The organism is Thermococcus thioreducens (assembly GCF_002214545.1).
GTDB classification, from domain to species: domain Archaea; phylum Methanobacteriota_B; class Thermococci; order Thermococcales; family Thermococcaceae; genus Thermococcus; species Thermococcus thioreducens.
Genome location: NZ_CP015105.1, coordinates 1,153,767 through 1,176,040 on the forward strand (window position 1 = coordinate 1,153,767; position 22,274 = coordinate 1,176,040).

Annotated in this window: 25 protein-coding genes and 1 tRNA gene; 18 read left to right on the forward strand and 8 right to left on the reverse strand. The window is 54.1% G+C overall.

Translation table 11 applies throughout. The annotated features are described in order from the left end of the window. Positions 1-3: 3 nt before the first annotated feature. Both panB and A3L14_RS06340 read left to right on the forward strand, forming a co-directional pair. On the forward strand, positions 4-861 hold the full coding sequence (gene panB / locus A3L14_RS06335) for a 3-methyl-2-oxobutanoate hydroxymethyltransferase (RefSeq protein ID WP_055429366.1): 858 nt from the start codon (positions 4-6) through the stop codon (positions 859-861). Next, positions 862-1,527, forward strand: coding sequence for a glycosyltransferase family 2 protein (locus A3L14_RS06340; protein WP_088886118.1), 666 nt, complete (start codon positions 862-864; stop codon positions 1,525-1,527). Here A3L14_RS06340 and A3L14_RS06345 read toward each other — a convergent pair. After that, the gene (locus A3L14_RS06345) at positions 1,502-2,359 is read right to left on the reverse strand and encodes a DMT family transporter (protein WP_055429439.1); all 858 of its coding nucleotides are present in this window, start codon (positions 2,357-2,359) and stop codon (positions 1,502-1,504) included. The genes A3L14_RS06340 and A3L14_RS06345 overlap by 26 nt on opposite strands. A gap of 243 nt (positions 2,360-2,602) precedes the next feature. Between A3L14_RS06345 and A3L14_RS06350 the strand changes: the two genes are divergently transcribed. Further along, positions 2,603-3,019 (forward strand): hypothetical protein, encoded by a 417-nt coding sequence (locus A3L14_RS06350; protein ID WP_082431999.1) that lies wholly within the window; start codon positions 2,603-2,605, stop codon positions 3,017-3,019. Positions 3,020-3,116: 97 nt separating this feature from the next. Here the strand turns inward: A3L14_RS06350 and A3L14_RS06355 are convergent. Together A3L14_RS06355 and A3L14_RS06360 are read right to left on the reverse strand one after the other, a co-directional pair. Further along, positions 3,117-3,193 (reverse strand) — tRNA-Thr (locus A3L14_RS06355). Positions 3,194-3,232: 39 nt separating this feature from the next. Further along, positions 3,233-4,048, reverse strand: coding sequence for a phosphatase PAP2 family protein (locus tag A3L14_RS06360; RefSeq protein ID WP_055429363.1), 816 nt, complete (start codon positions 4,046-4,048; stop codon positions 3,233-3,235). Positions 4,049-4,156: 108 nt separating this feature from the next. Between A3L14_RS06360 and A3L14_RS06365 the strand changes: the two genes are divergently transcribed. Together A3L14_RS06365 and A3L14_RS06370 are read left to right on the forward strand one after the other, a co-directional pair. After that, entirely contained in the window at positions 4,157-4,603 is a 447-nt protein-coding gene (locus A3L14_RS06365; protein WP_055429362.1) for an HAD family hydrolase, read from the forward strand. Position 4,604: 1 nt separating this feature from the next. Next, positions 4,605-5,234, forward strand: coding sequence for a YigZ family protein (locus A3L14_RS06370; RefSeq protein WP_055429361.1), 630 nt, complete (start codon positions 4,605-4,607; stop codon positions 5,232-5,234). Positions 5,235-5,295: 61 nt separating this feature from the next. On the opposite strand, the gene A3L14_RS06375 is transcribed toward A3L14_RS06370, so the two are convergent. Beyond that, entirely contained in the window at positions 5,296-7,992 is a 2,697-nt protein-coding gene (locus A3L14_RS06375) for a DEAD/DEAH box helicase (RefSeq protein ID WP_055429360.1), read from the reverse strand. A 171-nt stretch (positions 7,993-8,163) separates the two neighbouring features. Between A3L14_RS06375 and A3L14_RS06380 the strand changes: the two genes are divergently transcribed. The 10 genes from A3L14_RS06380 (at position 8,164) to A3L14_RS06420 (ending at position 15,523) form a co-directional block, all read left to right on the forward strand. Further along, positions 8,164-9,939: a ribosome biogenesis/translation initiation ATPase RLI gene (locus tag A3L14_RS06380; RefSeq protein WP_055429359.1), complete on the forward strand. Its 1,776-nt coding sequence runs from the start codon at positions 8,164-8,166 to the stop codon at positions 9,937-9,939. A gap of 201 nt (positions 9,940-10,140) precedes the next feature. Next, positions 10,141-10,848 (forward strand): DUF4405 domain-containing protein, encoded by a 708-nt coding sequence (locus A3L14_RS06385; RefSeq protein ID WP_055429358.1) that lies wholly within the window; start codon positions 10,141-10,143, stop codon positions 10,846-10,848. Further along, positions 10,848-11,072 carry a hypothetical protein gene (locus A3L14_RS06390; protein WP_055429357.1) on the forward strand — a complete coding sequence of 75 codons (225 nt, stop codon included), beginning with the start codon at positions 10,848-10,850 and terminating at the stop codon, positions 11,070-11,072. Before A3L14_RS06385 ends, A3L14_RS06390 begins: the two co-directional genes overlap by 1 nt. A 235-nt stretch (positions 11,073-11,307) precedes the next feature. Beyond that, a complete protein-coding gene (locus A3L14_RS06395; RefSeq protein ID WP_055429356.1) occupies positions 11,308-12,495 on the forward strand; it encodes a hypothetical protein in 1,188 nt (395 codons plus the stop codon). A gap of 122 nt (positions 12,496-12,617) precedes the next feature. Then, positions 12,618-13,430, forward strand: a complete 813-nt coding sequence (locus A3L14_RS06400) for a DUF2202 domain-containing protein (protein WP_055429355.1) — start codon at positions 12,618-12,620, stop codon at positions 13,428-13,430. Positions 13,431-13,474: 44 nt separating this feature from the next. Beyond that, positions 13,475-13,777 (forward strand): hypothetical protein, encoded by a 303-nt coding sequence (locus tag A3L14_RS06405; RefSeq protein WP_055429354.1) that lies wholly within the window; start codon positions 13,475-13,477, stop codon positions 13,775-13,777. 26 nt (positions 13,778-13,803) lie between these two features. Then, on the forward strand, positions 13,804-13,956 hold the full coding sequence (locus A3L14_RS11695) for a hypothetical protein (protein WP_162493198.1): 153 nt from the start codon (positions 13,804-13,806) through the stop codon (positions 13,954-13,956). 76 nt (positions 13,957-14,032) lie between these two features. Next, the gene (locus A3L14_RS06410; protein ID WP_055429353.1) at positions 14,033-14,329 is read left to right on the forward strand and encodes an ArsR/SmtB family transcription factor; all 297 of its coding nucleotides are present in this window, start codon (positions 14,033-14,035) and stop codon (positions 14,327-14,329) included. A gap of 2 nt (positions 14,330-14,331) precedes the next feature. After that, complete coding sequence (locus A3L14_RS06415) at positions 14,332-14,529, forward strand: hypothetical protein (RefSeq protein ID WP_055429438.1); 198 nt, start codon at positions 14,332-14,334, stop codon at positions 14,527-14,529. 1 nt (position 14,530) lies between these two features. Beyond that, complete coding sequence (locus A3L14_RS06420; RefSeq protein ID WP_055429352.1) at positions 14,531-15,523, forward strand: AIR synthase family protein; 993 nt, start codon at positions 14,531-14,533, stop codon at positions 15,521-15,523. On the opposite strand, the gene A3L14_RS06425 is transcribed toward A3L14_RS06420, so the two are convergent. Next, positions 15,520-16,392: a type I restriction enzyme HsdR N-terminal domain-containing protein gene (locus tag A3L14_RS06425; RefSeq protein WP_055429351.1), complete on the reverse strand. Its 873-nt coding sequence runs from the start codon at positions 16,390-16,392 to the stop codon at positions 15,520-15,522. The two genes, A3L14_RS06420 and A3L14_RS06425, sit on opposite strands and share 4 nt — an antisense overlap. Before the next feature lie 2 nt (positions 16,393-16,394). Continuing rightward, complete coding sequence (locus A3L14_RS06430) at positions 16,395-17,135, reverse strand: Rossmann-like domain-containing protein (RefSeq protein WP_055429350.1); 741 nt, start codon at positions 17,133-17,135, stop codon at positions 16,395-16,397. A 69-nt stretch (positions 17,136-17,204) separates the two neighbouring features. Here A3L14_RS06430 and A3L14_RS06435 point away from each other — a divergent pair, with 69 nt between their 5' ends. The 3 genes from A3L14_RS06435 to A3L14_RS06445 are packed head-to-tail and all read left to right on the forward strand — an operon-like array spanning position 17,205 to position 19,989. Next, positions 17,205-17,996 carry a class II glutamine amidotransferase gene (locus tag A3L14_RS06435; RefSeq protein ID WP_055429349.1) on the forward strand — a complete coding sequence of 264 codons (792 nt, stop codon included), beginning with the start codon at positions 17,205-17,207 and terminating at the stop codon, positions 17,994-17,996. 44 nt (positions 17,997-18,040) lie between these two features. Next, on the forward strand, positions 18,041-18,448 hold the full coding sequence (locus tag A3L14_RS06440) for a CBS domain-containing protein (RefSeq protein WP_055429348.1): 408 nt from the start codon (positions 18,041-18,043) through the stop codon (positions 18,446-18,448). A gap of 5 nt (positions 18,449-18,453) precedes the next feature. Next, positions 18,454-19,989, forward strand: a complete 1,536-nt coding sequence (locus A3L14_RS06445; protein WP_198300105.1) for a metallophosphoesterase family protein — start codon at positions 18,454-18,456, stop codon at positions 19,987-19,989. Here the strand turns inward: A3L14_RS06445 and A3L14_RS06450 are convergent. Together A3L14_RS06450 and A3L14_RS06455 are read right to left on the reverse strand one after the other, a co-directional pair. Continuing rightward, complete coding sequence (locus tag A3L14_RS06450; protein ID WP_055429347.1) at positions 19,955-20,845, reverse strand: 2-phosphoglycerate kinase; 891 nt, start codon at positions 20,843-20,845, stop codon at positions 19,955-19,957. The two genes, A3L14_RS06445 and A3L14_RS06450, sit on opposite strands and share 35 nt — an antisense overlap. Further along, positions 20,842-22,149, reverse strand: a complete 1,308-nt coding sequence (locus tag A3L14_RS06455; RefSeq protein WP_055429346.1) for a hypothetical protein — start codon at positions 22,147-22,149, stop codon at positions 20,842-20,844. Before A3L14_RS06455 ends, A3L14_RS06450 begins: the two co-directional genes overlap by 4 nt. Positions 22,150-22,274 lie beyond the last annotated feature (125 nt).

Genomic DNA, 22,274 nt, shown 5'->3' on the forward strand with positions numbered 1-22,274 from the left:
AAAATGAGGGAGATAACGCCTCGGAAAATAATCGAGATGAAGGGGAAGGAAAGGATAGCCATGATAACCGCTTACGATTACCCCTCAGCGCTCATAGCTGACAGAGCAGGCATGGACATAATCTTCATCGGTGATTCTCTGGGAATGGTTGTCTACGGAGAACCCAATACATTGAACGTCACGATGGATCAGATGATATTCCACACCAAGGCCGTGGCAAAGGCCGTCAAAAGGGCGCTCGTCCTGGCTGACATGCCCTTCGGCAGCTACGAGATCGATACCGACGAGGGCGTTAGAAACGCCGTAAGGCTCATTCAGGCCGGGGCGGATGCGGTGAAGATAGAAGGCGGTTACGACCACAGGAAGCTCGTGAGGAAGCTGGTCCGCATGGGCATCCCGGTGATGGGGCACACGGGACTCACACCGCAGCGCTACCTCCGCCTCGGCGGCTACCGGCTGATGGGAGAGACTGAAGAGGAGATTGAGGAGATCCTCCGCGATGCCAGGGCACTTGAGAAGGCCGGCGCTTTTGCCGTCGTCCTTGAGTTTACCCTCGCAGATGTGGCCAAGCTCGTCACAGAAGAGGTCTCGATTCCTACCATCGGAATCGGTGCCGGGCCCTACGTTGATGGACAGGTTCTCGTCTGGCACGACCTCCTGGGAATCTACGAAAACACGCCCCCCTTCGTGAAGAAATACGCCGACATCGGTGGGATGATAAGACTTGCCCTTGAGAGCTACCGCGAGGAAGTAAAAGATGGAAGATTCCCGGCAAGGGAACACTACTGGGAGTTCCTCGATAAGGACGACTTCCGGAGAAAAGCCCAGAGGGTCCTCGAAAGGCTCGGAGAGGATGAGTAGATGCTGAAGGGCAGAATGATTCCCGTCATCATACCCGCCTACAACGAGGAGACGAGGCTCCCGAAGGTCCTTGAGAGTATTCCCGACTTCGTTGACGAGGTTATAGTCGTTGACGACGGCTCAAGCGATGGAACGTATAAGGTGGCCAAAGCGTTTTCCGAGAAGGACCCCAGGATAAAGGCCATCAGGCTGAAGAAAAACTGCGGCAAAGGCTGTGCAATGCGTGAGGGGATAAACCACTCCAGCGGCGACGTTGTGGTCTTTATGGACGCCGACGGCCAGCACAAACCTGGGGAGATAATCAAGCTCGTTGAGCCGGTAGTCTCGGGCAACGCGGATATGGTAATCGGCGCCAGAAAGGGGGACGTTAGCCAGAGGCCCATTCACAGAAGGCTCAGCAACATAATAACGACTCGCCTCATACGCCTCAAGCTGCGGCAGTACGTCTACGACACTCAGAGCGGCTTCAGGGCGTTCAGCAGGCAATTCCTTCCGGAGATAGAGAGCGACCGCTACGAGGTCGAAACCGAGATGCTGATAAAGGCCGCCAAGATGGGGGCCCGAATAAAAGAAGTGCCGGTGAGCATGATATATGACCCCAGCAGAGAGGGACGTTTCGGAATAAGGGATGTCTTTCGCTTCATTGGTGCCTTGCTCCGGTTCTGAGTTCGCTCTCCACCTTTACCGCGCCCAGTGTTCCCAGGGTAATAAGGAGGAAACCGAGGGCGTGGTAAATGGTAAAGCTCTCGCCGAGCAGGACGCCCAGCCCTATTGCAACCGCAGGGGCGGGCGTTATTATGGCTGTGGCCTTGGATAGGTTGATGAGCTTTATCGACCTGTACCAGACCAGCTGGCCGAGGGCTATGACGAGGCCCTCTGCAATCACGAAGGCAGAAAACTCAAATCCCGTGACAACCGCCAGCGGGAATAGCAGGAGGAAGCCGAAGGTATTCCTAAGGGCCGCTATCATTGGCGGGCTGTAAGGCAGCCTTTTGGCTATAACGTGGCCGAGCTGCCAGAACAGCGGGACGAGGAGAAGAAGGAAATCTCCAAGATGGAGTTCAAGAGAGCGCCCCTGGAGTATCACGATGGCCAGCCCTGTGATGATAGCTAAGGAATAGGCGATAAGCCTCCGTGTTATCTTTTCCCCCAGGAACAGCCAGGAGAGAATGAAAGAGAACAGAACTTCGCTCCGGGTTATCAGGGCGGCGTTTATGGCCGTGCTCATCCGCGCTCCAAAGGAGTACGCCAGATAGGCGAGCGCAGTGCCGAAGAGCCCCATTAAAAATGCCCCCCATAGGTTACCCCTATTGTTACTTACCTCCCTCCATGTCCCTTTCCAGAAAAGACCGCCCCAGAGGAGAAGCGATGCAACGAGGGCAGAGAACGCCGCGAAGCTTATTGGATTTGAGGGATTGGACTTTATCACCACGGGCTCAAGGCCGTAGATGAAGGTCCCGGTTATCGCAAAGAGTACTCCCGCGGATTCCCTTTTCATATGCTCACCTTCGCCCTCCATCTTAAAAAATCCACGGAAAAATTTTTCAGAGCTGAGGGCCTTCCTGTCAACCGGAAGCAGAAGTAAGCCCCCCATATCTTGGATTTTGTCCAAGACCGTGGGTATGTTCCAGATTGTGGAAATAGTGGTAACAAAAAAGAATAAAACTAACACTTAAAGTCACAATGTTTAAATACATCGATAACAAGGTTAAAACTGGGGATGGGGGTGGCGGCGATAACAATGGGCCCACTCACGATGAAGCGTATTGAAGCCCTGGGGTTCACGATTCTTGTTGTGGGGCTCATTTTGGTAGCCGCCACCCTATGGGGAGCCTCATACAGTTTTCAGGAAAACGTCGTCATATCCTCCGGAGGTTACTACGTTTACAAACTTGAGGGCTACGACTGGAGCGTAATTCAATTCTCGATAAAGTCCACCGAACCCGTAACGGTATGCATCACTGATGAAGTTGGGCTTAGAATACTGAAATCAGGGGACGGTGCTCTGTGCCTCTTCAAAGTGGACGACACGACCAGCGTTGAAAAGATCTGGCGGTTCCCCAAGGACGGACCCATGTACATGATCATCATCCCCGAGTCAAACGGGGGGCCAGTTTCTGTCTCCATCCATGTGAAGGGTGGACTGGTTCTCTGGTGATTCCCCCAACTGTGGGAACCTAAAAAAGCACCCACCGAGATGCTGTTCTGGATAGGTTTTCACTCAGAACTGGCCGGAAAAACCGGAAGGACGATTGTGGAGCCGGGAGCGGGATTTGAACCCGCGACCTGCGGATTACGAGTCCGCCGCCCTGCCGAGCTAGGCTACCCCGGCACCCGATGTTAAGGTTCACGGGAAGTTTATAAGTTTTTCTCAGGGGGTAGGCAGGAGGCCGTTTATAATCTCCAGCCACCTATCGGGGCTGGTTGCAACTATAAGAACCAAAACCGCGAGGAGGAAGTTCACCACGGTTACCTTTCTCAGGGAAGCAATTTCCAGGTTATAGAGTGTCTCCGGAATCCTGGTGTTTTTGCCCTCAGTAACTCTGGATATGAGAACGCCGAGAGCCATACCTGCCAGAACATCATAGATCCAGTGGTGGCCGAGAAAGAGTGTGGCAAAGGGTATCAGGGTGTTCACGAGTATAATCGCTTTTCCTCCGAGATTCTTCCTGTACTTCCAGACGGTAATTATGTTTATCGTAATGATGGTGTTGTGGAGAGATGGCAAGACAAACTCCTGCCGGGTCAGGAGAGTGTTCGAGGAGTTGTAACCTGGAAGGTTATAGACGATGTGGGGGGCGTATATGTGGACAACGAGATATACGGCACCGGCTGTGATATAGGCCGCCAGATATCGGATGAACAGTTCATCGGATGCCGCCAAGTCCCCTTTATAAAGAAGCAGGTACGCAACTGCCAGTGCTATGGATCCAGTAAAGCCGAGGTAATAAACAGCCGTAAAGAAGGAGTACATGAGGGGAATGCCCTTTGTAAATTCCACCAGTCCAACCACGAATTCCCTTGAGGTTAGGGGAAGTCTCAGAAACTCGTTCGTGACGTCAACGCTCCAGCGGCCGATGATTCCGTACAGAACTCCGAAGGCTATCCACCCAAAGTAGCTCAGGAAAAAGGCGTTGAGCCTGATGAGCACTTCCGGATCGTGGAGACGGCGCTGAAGCAGGTTCATGCCTTTTACCCCCGAGTAGTCAAACCTTTAATTACCCGCTCTTGGATACACTACCGCCTTGGACTCCAACCCTTAAAAACCTTGCACCCAATTATCACCGGTGGGAGCATGGAGATACCAAACTACGGCAGGATTGAATTCCGGGCTGTTCTCTTTGACCTCAACGGAACCCTTGGAGAGAGCGGAAGGGTAGATGACGAAGTCAAGCATCTCCTTGAAAGGCTCGCAGACAGATACACGGTCGTCGTTCTGAGCGCCGATACATTTGGAACCCTGGAGGACGAGCTGAGGGGCCTTCCAGTGAGGATCGAGAGAGTTTCCAGCGGTACTGAGAAGGCCAGGATAGCCGAGGGCTACAAACCCTATGCCGCGGTCGGCAACGGCAACAACGATGTGGCGATGCTTGAGGGGGCAGAGCTGGCTTTCTGCGTGATAGGGCCGGAGGGGGCGAGTATAGATGCCCTCCTCGCCAGCGACGTAGTGGTGAGGGACGTTAAGGACGCCATAGGCATGATCCTCGACGAGAAAAAGCTCATAGCTACGCTCAGAGGGTGAGATAAACGTGAAAACGCTGAGAGGAGTCGGGACGGCGGAGCTGGTGATCAAAAAGTCGGTTTTCATAGGCTACGCCTCGCCCGCGAAGACGGAAGAAGAGGCCAAAGCCTTCATATCAAAAATCAAAGCCCACCACAGCGACGCAACGCACAACGTCTCAGCATACCTCATCAACGACGGAAAGAACTTTGCGGTCAGATACGATGACGACGGCGAGCCCAAAGGCTCTGCCGGGAAACCGGTTCTCAAGGTTATCCAGAATAAAGGCCTGAGCAATGTTGTGGTCGTTGTTACCCGATACTTCGGCGGCATAAAACTCGGCTACGGCGGGCTTGTTAAGGCTTACAGCGACACTGCAAGCCTTGCCATCGAAAACGCTGATATCATCGAAGTTTACGAGACGGAGCGCTTCCAGGTTACATTCCCCTACAGCCTCTTTCACCCCGTCAGAGATACCGTTAAGAATTCCGGAGGAAGGGTCGTTGGGGAGGATTACGGCGAGCTGGTGACGTTCACCGTTGAGACGAGGAAGGGCGAAGCTGAGAAGCTGATGGAACTTTTGACGGAGAGGACGAAGGGGAGGGTAAGGCTGAGGAAGCTCTTCATGAGTTCGTTTGAGGGGAGCCTCTGAGTTTTTTACATGCCATGTAAATTACATGGGGTGTAAATTACATCCCGTGTAAAAATCCAAGTCAGTCATCCTTGCTCTTGGAGGGGAACCTTTCCAGAACTTTTTCCCAGACCCTTATCGCGGCCCACTTATCCAAAAACTCGTTGAAGGTGCCGCACTTCGGTGAGAGAACGCAGACGGGACAGCCGTCCTTACAAGGGCAGGAACGGAGATGTTCAAGGCTCTTCTCCATCAGCCTCTCGGCGTTCTCGTAGAGTATGGGAGCCAAGCCACTCCCCCCTTCGTTGCCGTCGTAGATGAACACGACCGGCCTTCCAGCGTGAGGTAAACTAGGAAAGCTCGCATAGCTGTAGCCACCGAGCTCCCTGCTGTCCACGTAGGTGAATATGGGGGCAATTTTTATCATGTTGTGCTCTATCGCATGCAAAGCGGAGCCGATTCCGTCTTTGCTGTCGACCATCTTCTTTATCGCGAAGGCCAGCTCTTCATCGCTGATTCCAAGCCTCTGAAGGGTATCACCTATGGTTTTCCTTATGACGTGGGTGGTAGTGCCTAGGTAGAGCGGAAAGAGCTTCCTCCGGTCGAGGTTGCTGTAAAGGATAAATGCAGGGTCTTCAAAGCCTTTCTCGATCGCCACGTTGAAGAACTCCCTGAACTCCTCACTCGCGACTTCCCTTATCGAGTCGGGAAAGACGAGCCATATTCCCTCCGTCTCAAACTCCCTGACGTAGGGTTCCTTCAGCTCAACTTTCGCAAACTTCTCCCAGTTGAGGATCGAAAAGTCCTCCTCATTGACCCTCTCACCTGTCATTGGGGAATATATTTCGGCCCGAAGGATTCCGCTTTCCTTCAGCTTCAAGATCTCCTTAACGTAGTTCCCGGTGTCGGCCCCCTTGACGGCGAAGCCGGTGTAAACGTGTCTAACCCTCAGCCTGCCGAGGTGCACCTCAACTCCCCTGTAGGTTTTCTCCCCCCTGCTCTCCAGTATCTCGACCTCCTCCCTCTTGGCCACGAATGTTTCCACGTCCCAGAAGCGGTTTAAGGGCTTTGCAAAGACAAAGTGAAACTTTCCGAGCGCGAGTCTGTCCCTGGCCATGTAGAGCTCTCCCCTTGAGAAGTATGCCATTCCCGGGAGGAGAGAGCGGTGATATTCATCCGAATCAACTTCCTCGATTATATACCCCTTGAGCTTGAGCCAGTTTACGAAGTTGAGCAGCTCCCTGAGCGAGGATTTCTCCATCAGTTTGCCCTTTATCCATGGCTCATCCTTAACCAGGAAAAACGTTTCGTCGCTCGCCGTCCTCAGGGAGGAGTAGCTGAAAGCGGGCTTCCTCAGACGAACTTCAAGTTTGCCCGTGAGCGGATTTTTCTTCAGGTCCGCCTTCCGTTCGATAACAAGCTTCTCCATGACTTTCCTCTCGAACTCATCAAGCTCGTCCCAGTCCACTATTCCCAGCTCCGTGAGGAGGTAGTGGAGGTGCTTTTCCGCTATGCGCTCGTTCTCCAAGTTGACTGGCATGTACTCTATTATCCCCCTCCCCAGCCTCTCAACGAGCTCGTCGAAGTGTTCCCTGTAGTAGTAGTCGAGGCCGTTCTTCCTGAGGACTACGGCGTTCAAGGCTTCCCTTTCAGTCTTTCTCCCGGCCCGACCAAAGCGCTGAATCAGCGAAAAGAGCCCGTCCGGGGGAATTCCGTAGTTGATGACGGCATCGAGGTCGCCGATGTCTATGCCGAGCTCAAGGGCGTTGGTCGTCAGGAGAACGAGCAGCTTGCCCTCCTTGAAGTCCCGTTCTATCTCCCAGCGGACGTTCCTGGGCAGTGTTCCTTTGTAGGTGGTCACCTTCGAGAAAACCTTTGAACCAAGGAGGAAGCGAAGGAGCTTCTCCGTCCCTTTACGCGAGTCGAAGAAGACGAGAGTCTTGATCTTCTTTTCGGCGAGCCTCTCCACAACGGCCCTCAAAAGCTGTCTCTCGTCAAGGTTCTTGGGCTCGAAGAGGATTAAGTACCGCCTCGGGAAGGGGTTGGTGGCGTGGCTTATTGCACTGAACCTCCTCCTGAAGAGCTTCTCGGCAAACCCCCGTGGGTTTCTTAGTGTCGCTGAGAGGGCCATTATTTGAGGCTTCGCGCCGAGGTGCTTGAGCCTGAAGTCGAGGCGGCGGAAGAGGTACGCAAAGTTGCTCCCGAAGACGCCGCGGTAAACGTGGAGCTCGTCCACGACGAGATAGCGGAGGTTTCTGAGGAGCCACTCGTAGTCGCGCCATCTCCGCAAAATGTTGTAGTGGAGCATATCCGGCGTTGTAAAGATAACCCTCGGCTTCTCGCGGATTAAAGTTCTCCTCTCCTCCCACGGAATGTCTCCGGTCAACATCCTCGCGCTAACGAGCTTTCCGGTGAGACGGTAGAAGACGAGGTTCTGGAGGGAGAACTTTTCAAGCTGGTTGTTTATGAGGGCCCTCGTGGGGTATATGAGCAGATAAGTTGCACGGGGATCGGAGAGGTAGGAATCAAAAATGGCCAGCCGGAATATCTCGCTCTTGCCACTGGCGGTCGGGGTTGTTACAACGATGTTCCTCCCGGAGTACAGCCTTTCGAGGGCCTCGACCTGGTGGCGGTAGGGCCTAAAGCCGAGTTCTCCAAGGAGGGCGTTAATCTCAGGGTTGTTGAATTGAAAATCGCCGAACTCACCGTCCTTTGGCGGAAAAACCTGAACCCTCGCTATCTCCGACTTGAGGGGTCTGAGGGTCTCGAAGAGTGACATGAAGATAAATTCGGTGGGATAGCTAAAAAAGTAGCGGGCACCTGCCGTAGAAACATGACGTTTTGAAGCGGCTGTGATATGGCGAGGGGAACTGCCTGGACTTTCGGATAAGAAGGAAACAACCCGCAACCCTTTAAAAGGGCTTTCGGTAGGCTAAGTCGGTGGTGAGTGATGAGGATAGCGGTCATCGATTACGATAGGTGCAACCCCGATAAGTGCGGCCACTTCCTGTGTGAGCGCGTTTGTCCAGTCAATCGAATGGGCGGAGAGGCGATAATCATAGACGAAGAAAACTACCGCCCGGTGATCCAGGAGGCGAGCTGTACCGGCTGTGGAATCTGCGTCCACAAGTGCCCATTCAACGCAATAACGATTGTGAACCTTCCGGAGGAGCTTGAGGAGGGCTGCGTCCACCGCTACGGCGTCAACGCCTTTGTGCTGTACCGCCTGCCAGTCGTCAAGGACGGTATGGTCGTCGGAATCCTTGGGCCGAACGGAACGGGTAAGACCACCGCCGTTAAGGTTCTTTCGGGTCAGATAGTCCCGAACCTCTGCGGCTATAACGATAGCTGGGACGCCGTCATAAAGGCCTTCCGCGGCAACGAGCTTCAAAACTACTTCGAGAGACTGAAAAAGGGCGAGATAAGACCGGTCGTCAAGCCGCAGTACGTTGACCTGATACCCAAGGCAGTCAAGGGTAGAGTTAGGGACCTGCTGAAGAAGGCCGACGAGGCGGGCAGGTTCGAGGAAGTTGTGAAGGAGCTTGAGCTTGAGAACGTCCTTGATAGGGATATAAGGCACCTCTCCGGTGGTGAGCTTCAGAGGGTTGCAATTGCGGCCGCGATGCTCAGGGATGCACATTTCTACTTCTTCGACGAGCCCTCAAGCTACCTCGACATAAGGCAGCGCCTCAGGGTGGCAAGGATAATCCGCAAGCTTGCCGACTCCGGAAAGGCCGTCCTCACAGTCGAGCACGATTTAGCCATACTCGACTACATGAGCGACATAATCCACGTGGTCTACGGCAAGCCCGGAGCGTACGGTATATTTTCCCAGCCCAAGAGCACGCGCAACGGCATAAACGAGTTCCTTCGCGGCTATCTCCGCGACGAGAACGTTAGGTTCAGACCATATGAGGTCAGCTTCACCAAGAAGAGCGAGAGGAAGAGCCAGGATGGCGAGATACTGGTCGAGTATCCGAGGCTGGTAAAGGACTACGGGGGCTTCAGACTTGAGGCTGAGGGCGGAACCCTCTACGTCGGCGAGGTGATTGGCATAGTGGGACCCAACGGGATAGGTAAGACCACCTTCGTCAAGATGCTCGCCGGTGTGGAGAAGCCAACGGAGGGCGAGGTCGACTGGACGCTCACAGTAAGCTACAAGCCCCAGTACATCAAGGTGGACTACGAGGGAACGGTCTTCGAGCTGTTGAGCAAAATAGACGCGGGGAAGCTGATGAACAGCTTCTACAAGACCGAGCTCCTGAACCCCCTCGGCATTCCCGACCTCTACGACAAAAAACTGGACGAGCTGAGCGGTGGAGAGCTACAGCGCGTTGCCATAACGGCCTGCCTGATTCGCGACGCGGATCTGTACCTTCTCGACGAGCCGTCAGCACACCTCGACGTCGAGCAGAGGCTGGCAGTCTCAAAGGCAATACGCTCACTCATGGCAAAGAACGAAAAGACTGCCCTTATAGTAGAGCACGATGTCATGATGGTTGACTACCTCAGTGACAGGCTCATAGTCTTCGAGGGTGAACCCGGAAGGAGCGGAAAAGCTTTGCCGCCGATGGGGATGAGGGAAGGCATGAACCGCTTCCTTGCCTCCGTTGGAATAACCTTCAGAAGGGACCCGGAGACTGGAAGACCGAGGGCAAACAAGGAAGGCTCCGTGAAGGACAGGGAGCAGAAGGAGAGAGGCGAGTACTACTACGTATCGGCATGAGGCATCCCGTGGTATTTTTCATATTTTCCGCTTTTCTGATGGTCCTTTCTCATTTCACATGAGCGTCGGTGCATCCGAAATCTTTTTAAACTAAACTGGCATATGTAAGTTAAAACATACATATGTTGGTGATAGTATGATTAGGTTCGGCGCGATCGCCGGAAAGCTCTACAGGATAAAATGCCGTGGGAGGTGCCGGTGATGGCAAGGTGGACGGCTCCAGCATGGCTGAGGGGCACAATAGACCTCGTCCTCACCATAGTGTTTGTAATACTTGCCGTATCCGGGATAGCCCTCTACCTGGCACCATCGGGAAGGATAGCGGACACAATAGGATGGACGTTTCTGGGGCTGGACAAGGATACATGGACAAACGTACACACGTACATGGGCTTTGCCATGATAGGACTTATAGCGGCACACCTGATAATAGGCTTCAGAAGCATGCTCACCATGCTCAGAATGGGCTTCAGGCAGAGCAGGTGGAAGCCAGCAGTGGCTTTTCTGCTCACCATGGGGCTCGTCCTCGGCGGATTCCAGGCGTACAAGGCGTACTTCACGGAGGAAGACTCAACGGAGAGCACCGATTATGTCGCCTATCTCCCGAGTGAGACCAACGACACAACCTACACGTACGTGGAGATAACCGGCTCAATGCTGAAGACGTACACCCTCCAGCAACTGGCGGACATCTACGGCGTCTCGGCCGATGAGCTGGCAGAGGTGCTGAAGGAGGACTACGGTATTGAGGCCAAGACCGACGAGCTGCTTGAGGTCATAGAGGCCAACAACGGACTGGATCGCGAAGTGTTCAAGGAAGAACTGGCTTCGGCCATTGAAAAGCTCCTTGGAATAAGCAATGCTGAAACCAACACCACGTCGGAAACAGCGGAAGGGGGTGAAAGCTGATGGGACCATATTTCTCCCAGTACATCTACGCCGAGACACCTGGATATGTGGCATATCTGAGCATAGCCCTCTGGCTTGTCCTCCTCGCAGTGGTGGCCATCTCGATGTACAGCCTCAGCAAGAGCCTCAACTCCCTGCTCTGGGAGATGAGGGAGATAAACGCCGCCGCCCTTGAGCTGATGAACGAGACCAGCGACGTGGAGAAGATACTGGAGGAGGTGTAAAGGGGGTATCTCCCCCCATTCTACCACAACTATTTTCAGAAAATCCGGTTTTCTATATTCTCCCCCCAAACCGCTTCTTAAACACAGATAAACGATGAATAACGTTGTTTAACGGTAAAAATCGAAAAAAGGCAGGAAAAGCCGCTTCAGTAAACAAGCATGAATTTAAGCACATGGTTTCGTGAAAAAAGCTTAAATATTGCTTTTCTCATAGAGACCATTGAGGTGAAGGGCCATGATGTGGAAAAAAGGCGTTGCATTGCTCTTTGGTTTGATGCTCGTGGCAACCACACTCTCCTTCGGCAAAGTGATGGCCGAGGACACCTCAGTGACAGTGATACTTGTCAGCGACAACGAGGCTGACTGTGCCTTGGCTCAGTATTTGGCTAATGTGACTGGTGCTGTGGTTGTGACGACCACGTGGGGCGTTTATGATCCTAACGTTACGGCGGAGATTATGAGCTACGCTCCGGACGAGGTCATCATAATTGGGGGACCAGATGCTGTGGTTGAGCAGTATGTGGCTGACCTTGAAGAGCTCGGCATAACCGTTGAGCGCTGGGGAGGTCAAAACAGATATGAAACAAACCTCATGGTAATGGAACAGGCAAAACTCAAATTCAAACTCATGTTCAACAACAGCGTGATAATAACCCCCGGAAACGACAGCGCAGCCATCAGGGCCGCGCTCAGGATGGCAGTTCGCAGAAAGGCTATGATAGCCTTCGTCAACGACACCTCAAACATAACCAAGCTCATGCTGAAGCTCCAGTTAAGGAACGCCAACGTAACCATCGTGCAGACCCCGGTTATGAGCAAAGTGATGCTCCACATAAGGGAACAGCTTAGGGAGAAGATGAACTGCAACTGCACCGAGATGGAGGTCAACATAACTGCCGAGACGGCACTTGAGGCCATCAACGCGAGTGAGGAGAGAATAACCACAGCCAAGGAGATGCTGGAGAACGTGACTCTAAGCCCACCCGAGGAGCGGCTCGCCACAAGGATGCTGAACCTTGCCGAAAAGGAACTGGAGAACGCCAAGGATGCCTACGAGATGGGAAGGTACGGGAAGGCATACGGACAGGCCATAGCGGCAAAGGCCCATGCAGAGTTCGTTATCAGAATGGCCTCTGACAGATGGAGCGTAGAGATACAGACCAACATGACTATGAGGGCAGAGATGTACGTCTGGAGGCTTGAGAGGCAGATTATGGTAATGGAGAAAAGCGGGTTCAACACCACCGAGCTCAGGGCACTGGTCGACCAGCTCAAGGAGGCCATAAAGAACGGCGACTACGATGCCATAGATTCAATAATGCAACAGATAAGGGAAAAGCTCCTTGAGCTCTATGCCAACGGCAGGGGCAAGTTTAGAGAGCGCATGGTGTTCCCCGCCCATGGCAGACACGGCAGACCGTAACACCTCTTCCCATTTCTTCTTTAGTTTGAATTGAACAATTCCTCCGGGCTCTTCTAACCGAAAACTTTATAAGATCTCGCACATATGTAATATTAAACTTACACATGTAGGAGGTTGAGACCATGAGGAAGATATGGTTCGGAATTGGGCTGATAGCCCTGCTGGTGGGAATGTCCATCGGGGCGGTTTCAGCGTACATGGGGACCCCAGGACCTAACCCGTACGCATCCCAAACAACCGCCCCGGCGACGAGCAGTACCCTTGACACTTACTACTCAGACCTGAGCCAGGAGGAGATAGATGGTCTCCTCTGGATGGTCGAGGAGGAAAAGCTCGCAAGGGACGTCTACCTGACGCTGTACGATCAGACTGGACTGGTGGTGTTCAGCAACATCGCCAACAGCGAGCAGATGCACATGGATGCCGTGTTGAACCTCATTGAGAAGTACAACCTGACCGCTCCGGACACACTCGACCAAGTGGGCGTCTTCCAGAACGAGCAGCTCCAGAACCTCTACAACCAGCTTGTCGAGATGGGAAGCCAGAGCGTTGTAGATGCCCTCAAGGTTGGGGCACTGATAGAAGAAACCGACATAGTGGATCTTCAGGAGAGGATAGCCCAGACCGACAACGAGGACATAAAACTCGTCTATGAGAACCTCATGACCGGAAGTGAGAACCACCTCAGGGCCTTCGCGGGCCAGCTTGAGGCCTACGGGGTGACCTATGAGCCGCAGGTTGTGAGTGAGGACTACTACCAGAGCGTTATCGGCACAACACCCAGCCACGGGTACGGAGGTCACGGCATGATAGCAGCCCAAGGGCAGGCGGGAGGAATGCAGGAATGGGGCATCATGGCGGGTATAGCCAGCGCCTTCAGGCACGCCTGGGCGTGGATGAACGGGCTCGCCCAGAGGATTGGAACGCCCATCTGAAGCTTTCTTTTTATTCCTAACTAATCCACAATGGGGGGTTGGTGATGGAAGCTAAAGCCTGGCACTTCGTTGAGTTTGGTGAGTTCCCAGTTGAAGAGATCGATGTTGAGGAGGTGAGGGACGACGCGCTGGAACTTCTCGGGCGCGTGACCGTTGAGAGGTACGAGACATCACGCGGGACCGTCCTCAAGCTCGTTGATGAGCATGGAAACTACATCGGAAAAGTTGTCGGGGGCTGCTCTTTGGAGAAGCTCTCCATCGGGAGTGCCTACCAGACCCCATTTGGGATAAAGGTGACGCTGGACTGCGGCGAGAGCGTTGTTGGTTGGCTCTACCTGGAGGGATGACGATGCCAAGATGGTTTGGAGGCCCAATGATGCGGCCCGGCTTTGGAAGAAGAGGACTCTGGTGGATGTGGTGGGGCTTTGGAATATTTGCCATATTCCTTCTCTTCGCCCGCATTGCCCTACTGCTGCTCCCCCTCGTGCTCCTTGGTGCCCTGCTTTACGCCTTCCTGAAGCACTGATTCGAAAGCTTTTTATTTCTCCCCGCCAACTTATGTAAGAGCCTGCTGCCCTATGGAAGGTCAAGAGTGATGTAAGATGGTCGAGAGCATACAAGAGATAACAGTGATTGCAGAGGCCCTGAGCTCTCCCGTGAGGGTGAAAATACTCAAAATGCTCTGCGAAAAGGAGTGGTATGTCTATGAGCTGGCTAAGAGCCTCGGCATTTCTCGCCAGCTGCTCTACCTCCATCTCAAAAAGCTCGAAAAGGCCAACCTAGTCGAGAGCGAGCTCCGTCTGGAGCCCAACGACCCCAGGGCAAAGAAGTACTACCGGGCAAAGCCGTTTAAGTTCGTCGTTGATAATGAGACCATAAAGAACCTTAAGGAGGTGTGATGATGCCATACGCATCGACCCCGAGCGGGTGGATAAGCATAATCCTCGGGCTCATTCTGATAGCGATAATGGTCTTCGCATTCTACCAGATGAACAAGACACTCGGGGAGCTCAAACTTGAGCTTGCCCAGCTGAGGAACACACTGGAGGAGACCAAGAGACACACCGAGGAAGTCAAGAAGAAGCTTGAGGAAGTCTGAAATGCTGCCTCCAGGCAAAATCCCCCCGGAGAAGCTCAGGGAACTGGTCTTTAACCATCTAGGGGCTAGAGGGGAGAGGGTTATAATCGGCGCTGACCTCGGCATAGATGCCGCCGCCATTGATTTCGGTTCTTCCATTCTCGTGGCATCGACAGACCCGATAACCGGGGCCGAAAAGGGGATAGGCTTCTACGCGGTTCACATCAACGCCAATGACGTAGCTACGTTTGGAGCCAGGCCAAAGTGGTTCCTGGTGAGCATACTCCTGCCGGAGAACGCGGATGAAAGCCTCTTGGCCGGAATAATGGAGGAGCTGCATAAAAGCGCATCGAAGCTCGGGGTTGCCATAGTCGGCGGCCACACCGAGGTGACTCCCGGTCTTGAGAGGCCGATAGTGGTAGGAACGATGCTCGGTGAGGTTGATCAGGAGAAGCTCGTAACCTCCAACGGGGCCAAGCCTGGAGATGCTGTTATTGTCACCAAATGGGCCGGCCTTGAGGGGACGTCGATAATAGCCAGCGAGAGAAGCGGAGAGCTGGAGAGGGCCTTTGGAAGAGAGTTCGTGGAAAAAGCCAGGTCTTTTATCGAGATGATAAGCGTTGTGGAAGATGCACTCACGGCCAACGAGGTCGGCGTCCATGCCATGCACGATCCTACTGAGGGAGGCATAGCCAACGGGCTCCACGAGATGGCGGATGCCGCTGGAGTAGGCTTCCGCGTTTACAGGGAGAGGATTCCCATCAGGGAAGAGACGCTGAAGATATGCGGGTTCTACAATCTAGACCCGCTGGCTCTGATAAGCTCCGGAACACTGATGGTAGCCGCCCCTAAAGAGCAAGCTAAAGCTGTCGTTGAAGCCCTGAGGGGGAAGGGCATAAACGCCGCGGTTATAGGTGAGTTCGTGGAAGACCCGGGCGTAAAGGTAATCGTCGAGAACGGAAAGGAAAGACCCCTTGAGAGGCCCGAAAGCGACGAGCTCTGGAAGGTAGTCTAAAGCTCCACGGCTATTCTCAGCTTTTCTTCTTCCTCAAGCTTCCGGAGTACCTCCAGTGCCGTTTTTGGGTCGAGCTTAAGCGTCCTGATGTGCTCGTAGGCCTTTCTTATCTCCTCCCGCTGGTAGCCAGACGATTTCTTCTCGATGTACAGCAGAACTGCAAGGAGAACGCCCTTGATGCTCTTCTCCGGCAGGGGCAGGAGTTTCCAGCCGTTGTCATAGACGTATGCCGCCTTCGGACTCTCGTCTCCACGGAGCTCCGTTACTGGAACCGTCGTGGAGCCCTCGCGGGAGGTCAGATACTCGACGAGGGTTTTTTCCGAATAGCCCTCCCTCCTCAGTCCCTCGAAGCTCAGCTCCAGCGCCTTGAGCAGGGAGGAAAGCCTCTCAATGTCCCTTATCCTTGCTTTGGAGAGCAGGGAGAGCTTGAGAACAGCCCTTTCAAGGGGCTCTTCCTCGACGTTTACTGCAACCAGAACCCTGTCCCAGAGGCGGGAGCCCTCCTCAAAGGCCTTGACAGCTATCCAAACGGTGCCGTTGGTGAGAATACCGTACCTCACGCCGGAGTTGAAGCAGTACCTCGCCAGCTGGCGGAGCGGCTCGTCCCTTTTCAGGATGTTCACACCCATGTTCTTCGCCTCGACGTAGGCGAAGACCCCTCCGTCCAGGATAAGGGAGTAGTCTGCCCTTCCATCCTCGGTTCTCTCCTCCGGCCGAACCTCCTCCGGGTTGTTCCAGTCCCAGCCGAGCGCCTGAAAGATCTCACCGATGAGGTGCTGCTTTACTGCCTCCTCATTCCTGACGTAGAGGTTTCTGTGGGCACGCACCTTCCTGAGGACGTTGATGATAGCGTTTCTGAGCTCCTCCATGCTCATACCTCCAGCACGTACTTTCTGCTCCCCGCCTCAAAACCCCTGAAGGAGCCGAGTTTGAGCCTCACGATGGCGGATTCAACATCCACAACACTCATTGATGCGAGGTGCGTTACCCCAGTGCCCCTCAGGAAATCCGGGAGGAGCTGGGCGCTTGGGCCGGTAAGGACAAAGAGCCTGGCCCTCTTCGCCCTGTCCAGCATCATGCCAAGGGTTCCGTTGATTATTGCCGAGCCGCTGACTATGAGGGCATCCACCTCCGGAAGGAGCCAGTACTCAAGGGCATCGCTTAATGTTTCTCTGTCCCAGAGCTTGGGATTCCGCTCAAAAACCATAACCTCGAATCCGCTCTCACGGAGGCTCGAAACAACGGGGGGCATGTTTCCAACAACCGCGACTTTTTCAACGTCGTCCTCCAGAAGCTCAACAACATCCACCTTCGGGGCGTTTGATACGTCCAGGAGGTACTGGGAAAGGGCGTTTATGGCGGCGATTCCAAGGGTCCTTTCGATCACGTTGAGGCTGTCTGCCTTTTGAATAAATCCCTCCAGCGAGGGCTCTCGGATGGAGTTTTGATACCTGCCCACCTCTCCGGGCAGTGTCATGGCCACGCCCAGCGCTGAACCGCGCTTCCCCTCGATGAGAACGTAGCTGTACGGAAGTGCAAAGGAGAAGTCAAGTAGCCGAAAGTCCTCGTCTATTATATCCAGTGCCCTCCGTTTAATCTCCCTCAGCAACATGGGGTTTCTTACTCTCCGAGACCTAAAAGCTTTTGGGGATACCCGAGAATTAACATCTGGTGAAAAAACATGTGCCGGATACTCTTCGCCACCGGGGAGGGTAGGGAAATCGTCCCCCTCCTCGACGCGATAGTCAAAGCATCGGAAAACGACCCGTACAAGGAAAAACGTGGGAGGGGAAAGCAACACCGCGACGGCTGGGGCTACGTGCTCCTGAAAGATGGAACCGTGAGGCACTACCGGTCGATGAGGCCCATATTCGAGGACACCGGAGCCGTGAAGGCCCTGCGGGGTGAGCTCACAGGCTTTGTGACGCTTATGGTGCACTCCCGGGCGGCGTCTCAGGGCGTTAAGAGCCTCTTCAACGTCCAGCCCTTTGTCTTCTCCTCAAGGCACGGCTTTACATTCTGGCTCCTCCACAACGGCGACCTCGACAAGTCCCGCATCATAGAGCTGGCAGACCTCGATGAGAAGGAGCTTGAAAACGTCTCGGACACCTACGTCTTCGGGACATACCTCTGCAGAAGGCTCCAGAGTCCGACATTGAGCAACCTGCTGGTTCACTACAGGACAATCGAGGAGACCACGAAGTCCCTCTTCAACACCGTGACACTCTTCCACCGCTCGGGGGGAGACTTCATCGCGTTTATCACGGCAAGGATGAGTGAGAGCTACATGGGGGATCCTCTGAACTACGAGTACGGCAAGCTTCTGCTCCTAAGAAGAGAGAATCTCTTCGCGGTGGTCTCCTCAACCCTGGAGCTCTACTATCCGGCGGAATACGAGGAGGTTCCAAACGAAACGGCATTCTGCGTGCGCATCCGCGGGGATGCGTTTGAAGTCGAGACAGTGCATCTGTGAAACGTTATATACGATGTCTCCCCATTTTTATATTGGGTGGTGGGATGGACACAAACGCCCCGATTAAAGTCTACATGACGAGAAAGCTCATCGGCGTTGAGCCAAACGATAGCATACGGCGGGCCTGCGAGGTCATGGTGGAGTTCGACATAGGCTCCCTCGTCGTCGTTGAGAATGGAAAGGTCGTCGGCTTCTTTACGAAGAGCGACGTTATACGGAGGGTCGTGATCCCAGGGCTCCCCAACACGACCCCCGTGAGGGAAATAATGAGCGGGGAGCTGATAAGCGTCGACTCCAACACTCCCCTCAGAGAGGTGCTCGACCTGATGGCGAAAAAGGGCATCAAGCACATGCTCATCGAGGAGAACGGGGAGATAGTCGGAATATTCAGCCTGAGCGACCTACTCACCGCCAGCAGGAGAAGGCTTGAGACAGCCATAGCGGCTGAGTGATGGCCATGATAAGGATAGCCCACATAAGCGACACCCACATAACGGGCGAGAGCGCCTACAAGGGGTACGCCTACGACCTCATAGTCAACGAAATAAACAGGGGCAACTTCGACTTCGTAATCCACACCGGCGACGTGACCAACCAGGGACTGCGGGAGGAGTACGAGAGGGCCGCCTACGAACTCCGGAAAATCCAGAAGCCGCTGGTTGTCATTCCTGGCAACCACGATGTCAGGAACGTCGGCTATACACTCTTTGAAAGGTTCATCGGGCCGCTGAACGGAGTCTTTGAGTTCAAAGACGGCGTCGTGATATGGGTCGACTCCACGATTCCGGACTTAAGCGATGGTCGCGTTGGCGGCCACAAGTTCAGATGGCTGAAGAAGAAGCTGGAGGAGTACTCGGACAGGAAGTTCAAGATAGTGGCCTCACACCACCATCTGGTGCCCCTTCCGGACACGGGAAGGGAGAGGAACGTGCTCTTCAATGCCGGCGACGTCCTCGACCTCCTTCTCAGGCACGAGGTCAACCTCTACACCTGCGGACATAAACACGTCCCCAACGTTTACAGAATAGAGGACATGGTGGTGGACAACGCGGGCTGTACCTCCTGCAGGAAAACCCGCAAGGGCGACGTCAACAGCTACAACGTCATAACACTTTACGATGACGGGAGGATAGAGGTGAGGATAAAGCGCGTCACAGGCGAGCAGGTGGTAAAAGAGCACAGGCCAGTGAGGCCAAAGCTCTTCGTCCCAAAGGGTAAAAGGCTCATCAGGATAATCCAGATGAGTGAGAGCAACGTCTCGGACAGGATATACTTCAGGAGAAAGGTTCTGGAGAACGCTATCAGGACGATAAATGAAAAGCTGAAGCCGGACATTGTGATCCACTGTGGCGACGTCGTGGATATGGGGATAGAGCGCTACTATGAGAGGGCATACGAGTTCTACGAGATGATAAAGGCGGAAAAGCTGATCGTCCCGGGCCACAACGATATAACTTACCTTGGCTACGACCTGTTCCTTGAGTACTTTGGCGAGCCGGAGATAAAGGAGCTGGGCGGCTTCACGTTCATCCCGGTCATAAGCGCTCAGTACGAGACGCCCATAGGCGTCGTGGGAAGGATAGGCCAGAGAAGGCTCGCAGTGCGTCTCGAAGAGTACAGGGAGAGCTTTACCGTCGTAGTCATGCACCACAACATAGTCCCCATACCCAAAAGCAGGGAGGTCGGCTTCCTGGAGGATGCCGGCGACGTCCTTCGCGTTATTACAAAGCGGGAAGCGAACCTTGTGCTGACCGGCCACGGCGGCAACTCCTTTGGGCTTAAGGTAGAGAAAACGCCAATCGTCAATTCAGGCTCCATAAGCTGGGAGCTCCACAGAAATCCATACGGGAACACCTTCAATGTGATAGACGTCTACCGGGACATGGTCGTTGTCTTCGAGATCCAGGCAACGTGGGGCTCGGGGAGGCTGGTGGGGATATGGAAGATAAAGGCACCCTTTAGAATTTCATCTTCGCCTCCGTCCTCTCCATGAGCCGTCCCATTATGTCCTCCATTATTTCATTGACGGTCTTTTCAAGCTCGACATTGTTTATAACGGGGATTCCGTGCTCCTTCGCCCTGTCCACGATAAATCCCTGTATCTCGATTATCGCGTCCAGGTGTTTCAGGTAGTAATCAGCGGGACGCTTGCTGTAGCGCGCCCTCTCGTAGAACCTGGCCTCCAAGTCCTTTCTCCCGCTGACCGTTATCACATACATGAAGCTGTTCTCCTTGAGCTCCACGTAGCCCGGGACAAGGTGAATGCCCTCGATTATTGCGTTGAAGCCCTCTTTATAGGCCCGTTCTAGGACAGCCGCTATGCCGACCGAAACGTGCCGGACCTGATTCTCAAAACCGTCTATTAGGGGAGACCGTCCGGTTCGGGGGCTGTGAAACGTCCTCCATGCAAGGAACGATGATGTATGCAAATCGGGCAGCAGTTCCGGGGCGATTATCTTCCTCATGACTTCCCTTATCGTGTCAGTGCCTATAACGCTCCTTATGCCGAGGCGGAAGGCCAGCTCGGTAGCTATCGTCGACTTGCCGACGCCCGTTGCGCCTCCGAGGAGTATGGTTATGGGTATCTTAAGCCTCCTGAGCTGGCGCCAGAAGAGGTAGCGCTTCGCCGCTTCGCTGAGGCCGTGCTCAAGGAGCTTCCTGTACGTCAGTTCTCTTATCTCCTCGGTTGTCACAAGTTTGCGCCTCTTCTCGTTGAGCTCCTTCTGAACTTCAGTAGCGATGATGTAGGCTATGCCCACCTCAACGCCCGCCAGGGTTATAGAGCGCGTAAGGATGCCCCTCGAAAAGGGCAGGCGTATCTTTCTCTCCGGGTCGGTGACGATTATCATCTTCCTCCCTCCAGAATCGAACGTCCAAGTTTAAGGATGGCCTCCCGCAGGTCTTTCCCGTCCACGTTAACAGGCTCGTTGTCCAGATATATTACCTCTATTCCGTTCTCCAGAGCCCATTTTGTGACAACATCAACGGCTGCAGCTTTGAGCTCAACCGCAACCGCATCTATCCCTCTGAAGGCCTGCAAATCCTTCAGGAGTAATCCTCTTCTGGACAGGTTGGCCGAAACCGCAACGACCTCCGCCCCCAGCTTCTCAAGCCATTCACCTGCCCTTGGGAGGGCATCGCTGGAGGTCATGACGAGACCTAGCCTTTTTCCCGAGACGTCTCCCAGGGGCCTCGAGCGCAGGGTCGTCAGGTGAACGTCCGCGTCAGGATTTATCGATCTCACAGCCTCCTTCAGCGCCCTGAGGCGTCCCTCACTCACAGAATCGGCCATGGTAACAACCACTACATCCGCGAGGCTCACCCTGAAGGAACCGAAGTAGCCCCTGATGAAGTCCAGCTTTCCCTTTGCGCTGGTTATCAGGATGTAGCCATCGGCGCGATAGGCGGGAAAAGTTGCCCCGCTGCCCTCCAGAATTATGAGGTCGTTGGGGAGACTCTCGGCCAGCCGTATTCCCTCATCTATCACGTCGAAGAAGGAAAATCCAGCCATACCCCCTCCACAGCGACGGCAACCTATGGTCGTCACCCTCGCAGTTAGTGCGTCCTCAAAGTGATCCGAGGCGGCGTGTTTTCCGCTCTGGGCAAGTTGCAGTAAAAATTCTGGTGTTATCTCAAACCTTTCCCCATCGATCAGCTCCGGCTTCTCGGGACCGCCGCGCCCCATGGTTACTATCACCGGTCTGGCTATCTCCTTAAGCGTCCTCGCTATGAAGCCGCTCACTGCGGTTTTTCCGACCCTCTTTCCCGTGCCGATAACGGCCAGACTGGGCTTTCGAGTCCTTTTGAGCCTGCGGGGAGTAAAGTAGAAATCTGCTCCCCTGTAAGGGACGCCGTAAAGCATGCAGAGAGACGCTATTCTAAAGCGGTCTTCATAGTCAAGCACGGGCTCATCGCTTAAATCCACCACCTCTGTTATCTCGTTCTCCTCCAAGGCCCTCCTCAGGGACATCATGTAATCGTGACCGTAGTACACCCTAAGGCCGAGCTTCCTCCCTATCTCATCAATGCTACCAATCTTCTCACTCCCGCCGAGAAAAACGGCACAGCAGACATCACCCAGCTTTTCCACCGCCCAAGCGGTGACATCGGGGTAATGCTCGCCGTCGATCAGGACGAGCCTTCCCTTTTCCATAACACCACCGTTAACTTCTATTCCCCAAGGGGATTTAACCTTTTGCAGGTGCCATCAAACGGACACCACTGGATTAGGTGTTGGAGCGGACACCGCCCAAGCAACCGTAGGAAGGGTTATAAACC

What these genes read in the sequence shown, in the direction of transcription:
- A3L14_RS06420 (WP_055429352.1), top strand. Translation starts at nt 14,531, where the DNA reads ATGCTGCCTCCAGGCAAAATCCCCCCGGAGAAGCTCAGGGAACTGGTC.
- A3L14_RS06405 (WP_055429354.1), top strand. Translation starts at nt 13,475, where the DNA reads ATGGAAGCTAAAGCCTGGCACTTCGTTGAGTTTGGTGAGTTCCCAGTT.
- A3L14_RS06400 (WP_055429355.1), top strand. Translation starts at nt 12,618, where the DNA reads ATGAGGAAGATATGGTTCGGAATTGGGCTGATAGCCCTGCTGGTGGGA.
- A3L14_RS06345 (WP_055429439.1), bottom strand. Translation starts at nt 2,359, where the DNA reads ATGAAAAGGGAATCCGCGGGAGTACTCTTTGCGATAACCGGGACCTTC.
- A3L14_RS06415 (WP_055429438.1), top strand. Translation starts at nt 14,332, where the DNA reads ATGCCATACGCATCGACCCCGAGCGGGTGGATAAGCATAATCCTCGGG.
- A3L14_RS06360 (WP_055429363.1), bottom strand. Translation starts at nt 4,048, where the DNA reads ATGAACCTGCTTCAGCGCCGTCTCCACGATCCGGAAGTGCTCATCAGG.
- A3L14_RS06390 (WP_055429357.1), top strand. Translation starts at nt 10,848, where the DNA reads ATGGGACCATATTTCTCCCAGTACATCTACGCCGAGACACCTGGATAT.
- A3L14_RS06365 (WP_055429362.1), top strand. Translation starts at nt 4,157, where the DNA reads ATGGAGATACCAAACTACGGCAGGATTGAATTCCGGGCTGTTCTCTTT.
- A3L14_RS06395 (WP_055429356.1), top strand. Translation starts at nt 11,308, where the DNA reads ATGATGTGGAAAAAAGGCGTTGCATTGCTCTTTGGTTTGATGCTCGTG.
- A3L14_RS06380 (WP_055429359.1), top strand. Translation starts at nt 8,164, where the DNA reads ATGAGGATAGCGGTCATCGATTACGATAGGTGCAACCCCGATAAGTGC.
- A3L14_RS06450 (WP_055429347.1), bottom strand. Translation starts at nt 20,845, where the DNA reads ATGATAATCGTCACCGACCCGGAGAGAAAGATACGCCTGCCCTTTTCG.
- A3L14_RS06410 (WP_055429353.1), top strand. Translation starts at nt 14,033, where the DNA reads ATGGTCGAGAGCATACAAGAGATAACAGTGATTGCAGAGGCCCTGAGC.
- A3L14_RS06430 (WP_055429350.1), bottom strand. Translation starts at nt 17,135, where the DNA reads ATGTTGCTGAGGGAGATTAAACGGAGGGCACTGGATATAATAGACGAG.
- A3L14_RS06445 (WP_198300105.1), top strand. Translation starts at nt 18,454, where the DNA reads ATGATAAGGATAGCCCACATAAGCGACACCCACATAACGGGCGAGAGC.
- A3L14_RS06375 (WP_055429360.1), bottom strand. Translation starts at nt 7,992, where the DNA reads ATGTCACTCTTCGAGACCCTCAGACCCCTCAAGTCGGAGATAGCGAGG.
- A3L14_RS06435 (WP_055429349.1), top strand. Translation starts at nt 17,205, where the DNA reads ATGTGCCGGATACTCTTCGCCACCGGGGAGGGTAGGGAAATCGTCCCC.
- A3L14_RS06425 (WP_055429351.1), bottom strand. Translation starts at nt 16,392, where the DNA reads ATGGAGGAGCTCAGAAACGCTATCATCAACGTCCTCAGGAAGGTGCGT.
- A3L14_RS06350 (WP_082431999.1), top strand. Translation starts at nt 2,603, where the DNA reads ATGGGCCCACTCACGATGAAGCGTATTGAAGCCCTGGGGTTCACGATT.
- A3L14_RS06340 (WP_088886118.1), top strand. Translation starts at nt 862, where the DNA reads ATGCTGAAGGGCAGAATGATTCCCGTCATCATACCCGCCTACAACGAG.
- A3L14_RS06440 (WP_055429348.1), top strand. Translation starts at nt 18,041, where the DNA reads ATGGACACAAACGCCCCGATTAAAGTCTACATGACGAGAAAGCTCATC.
- panB (WP_055429366.1), top strand. Translation starts at nt 4, where the DNA reads ATGAGGGAGATAACGCCTCGGAAAATAATCGAGATGAAGGGGAAGGAA.
- A3L14_RS11695 (WP_162493198.1), top strand. Translation starts at nt 13,804, where the DNA reads ATGATGCGGCCCGGCTTTGGAAGAAGAGGACTCTGGTGGATGTGGTGG.
- A3L14_RS06455 (WP_055429346.1), bottom strand. Translation starts at nt 22,149, where the DNA reads ATGGAAAAGGGAAGGCTCGTCCTGATCGACGGCGAGCATTACCCCGAT.
- A3L14_RS06385 (WP_055429358.1), top strand. Translation starts at nt 10,141, where the DNA reads ATGGCAAGGTGGACGGCTCCAGCATGGCTGAGGGGCACAATAGACCTC.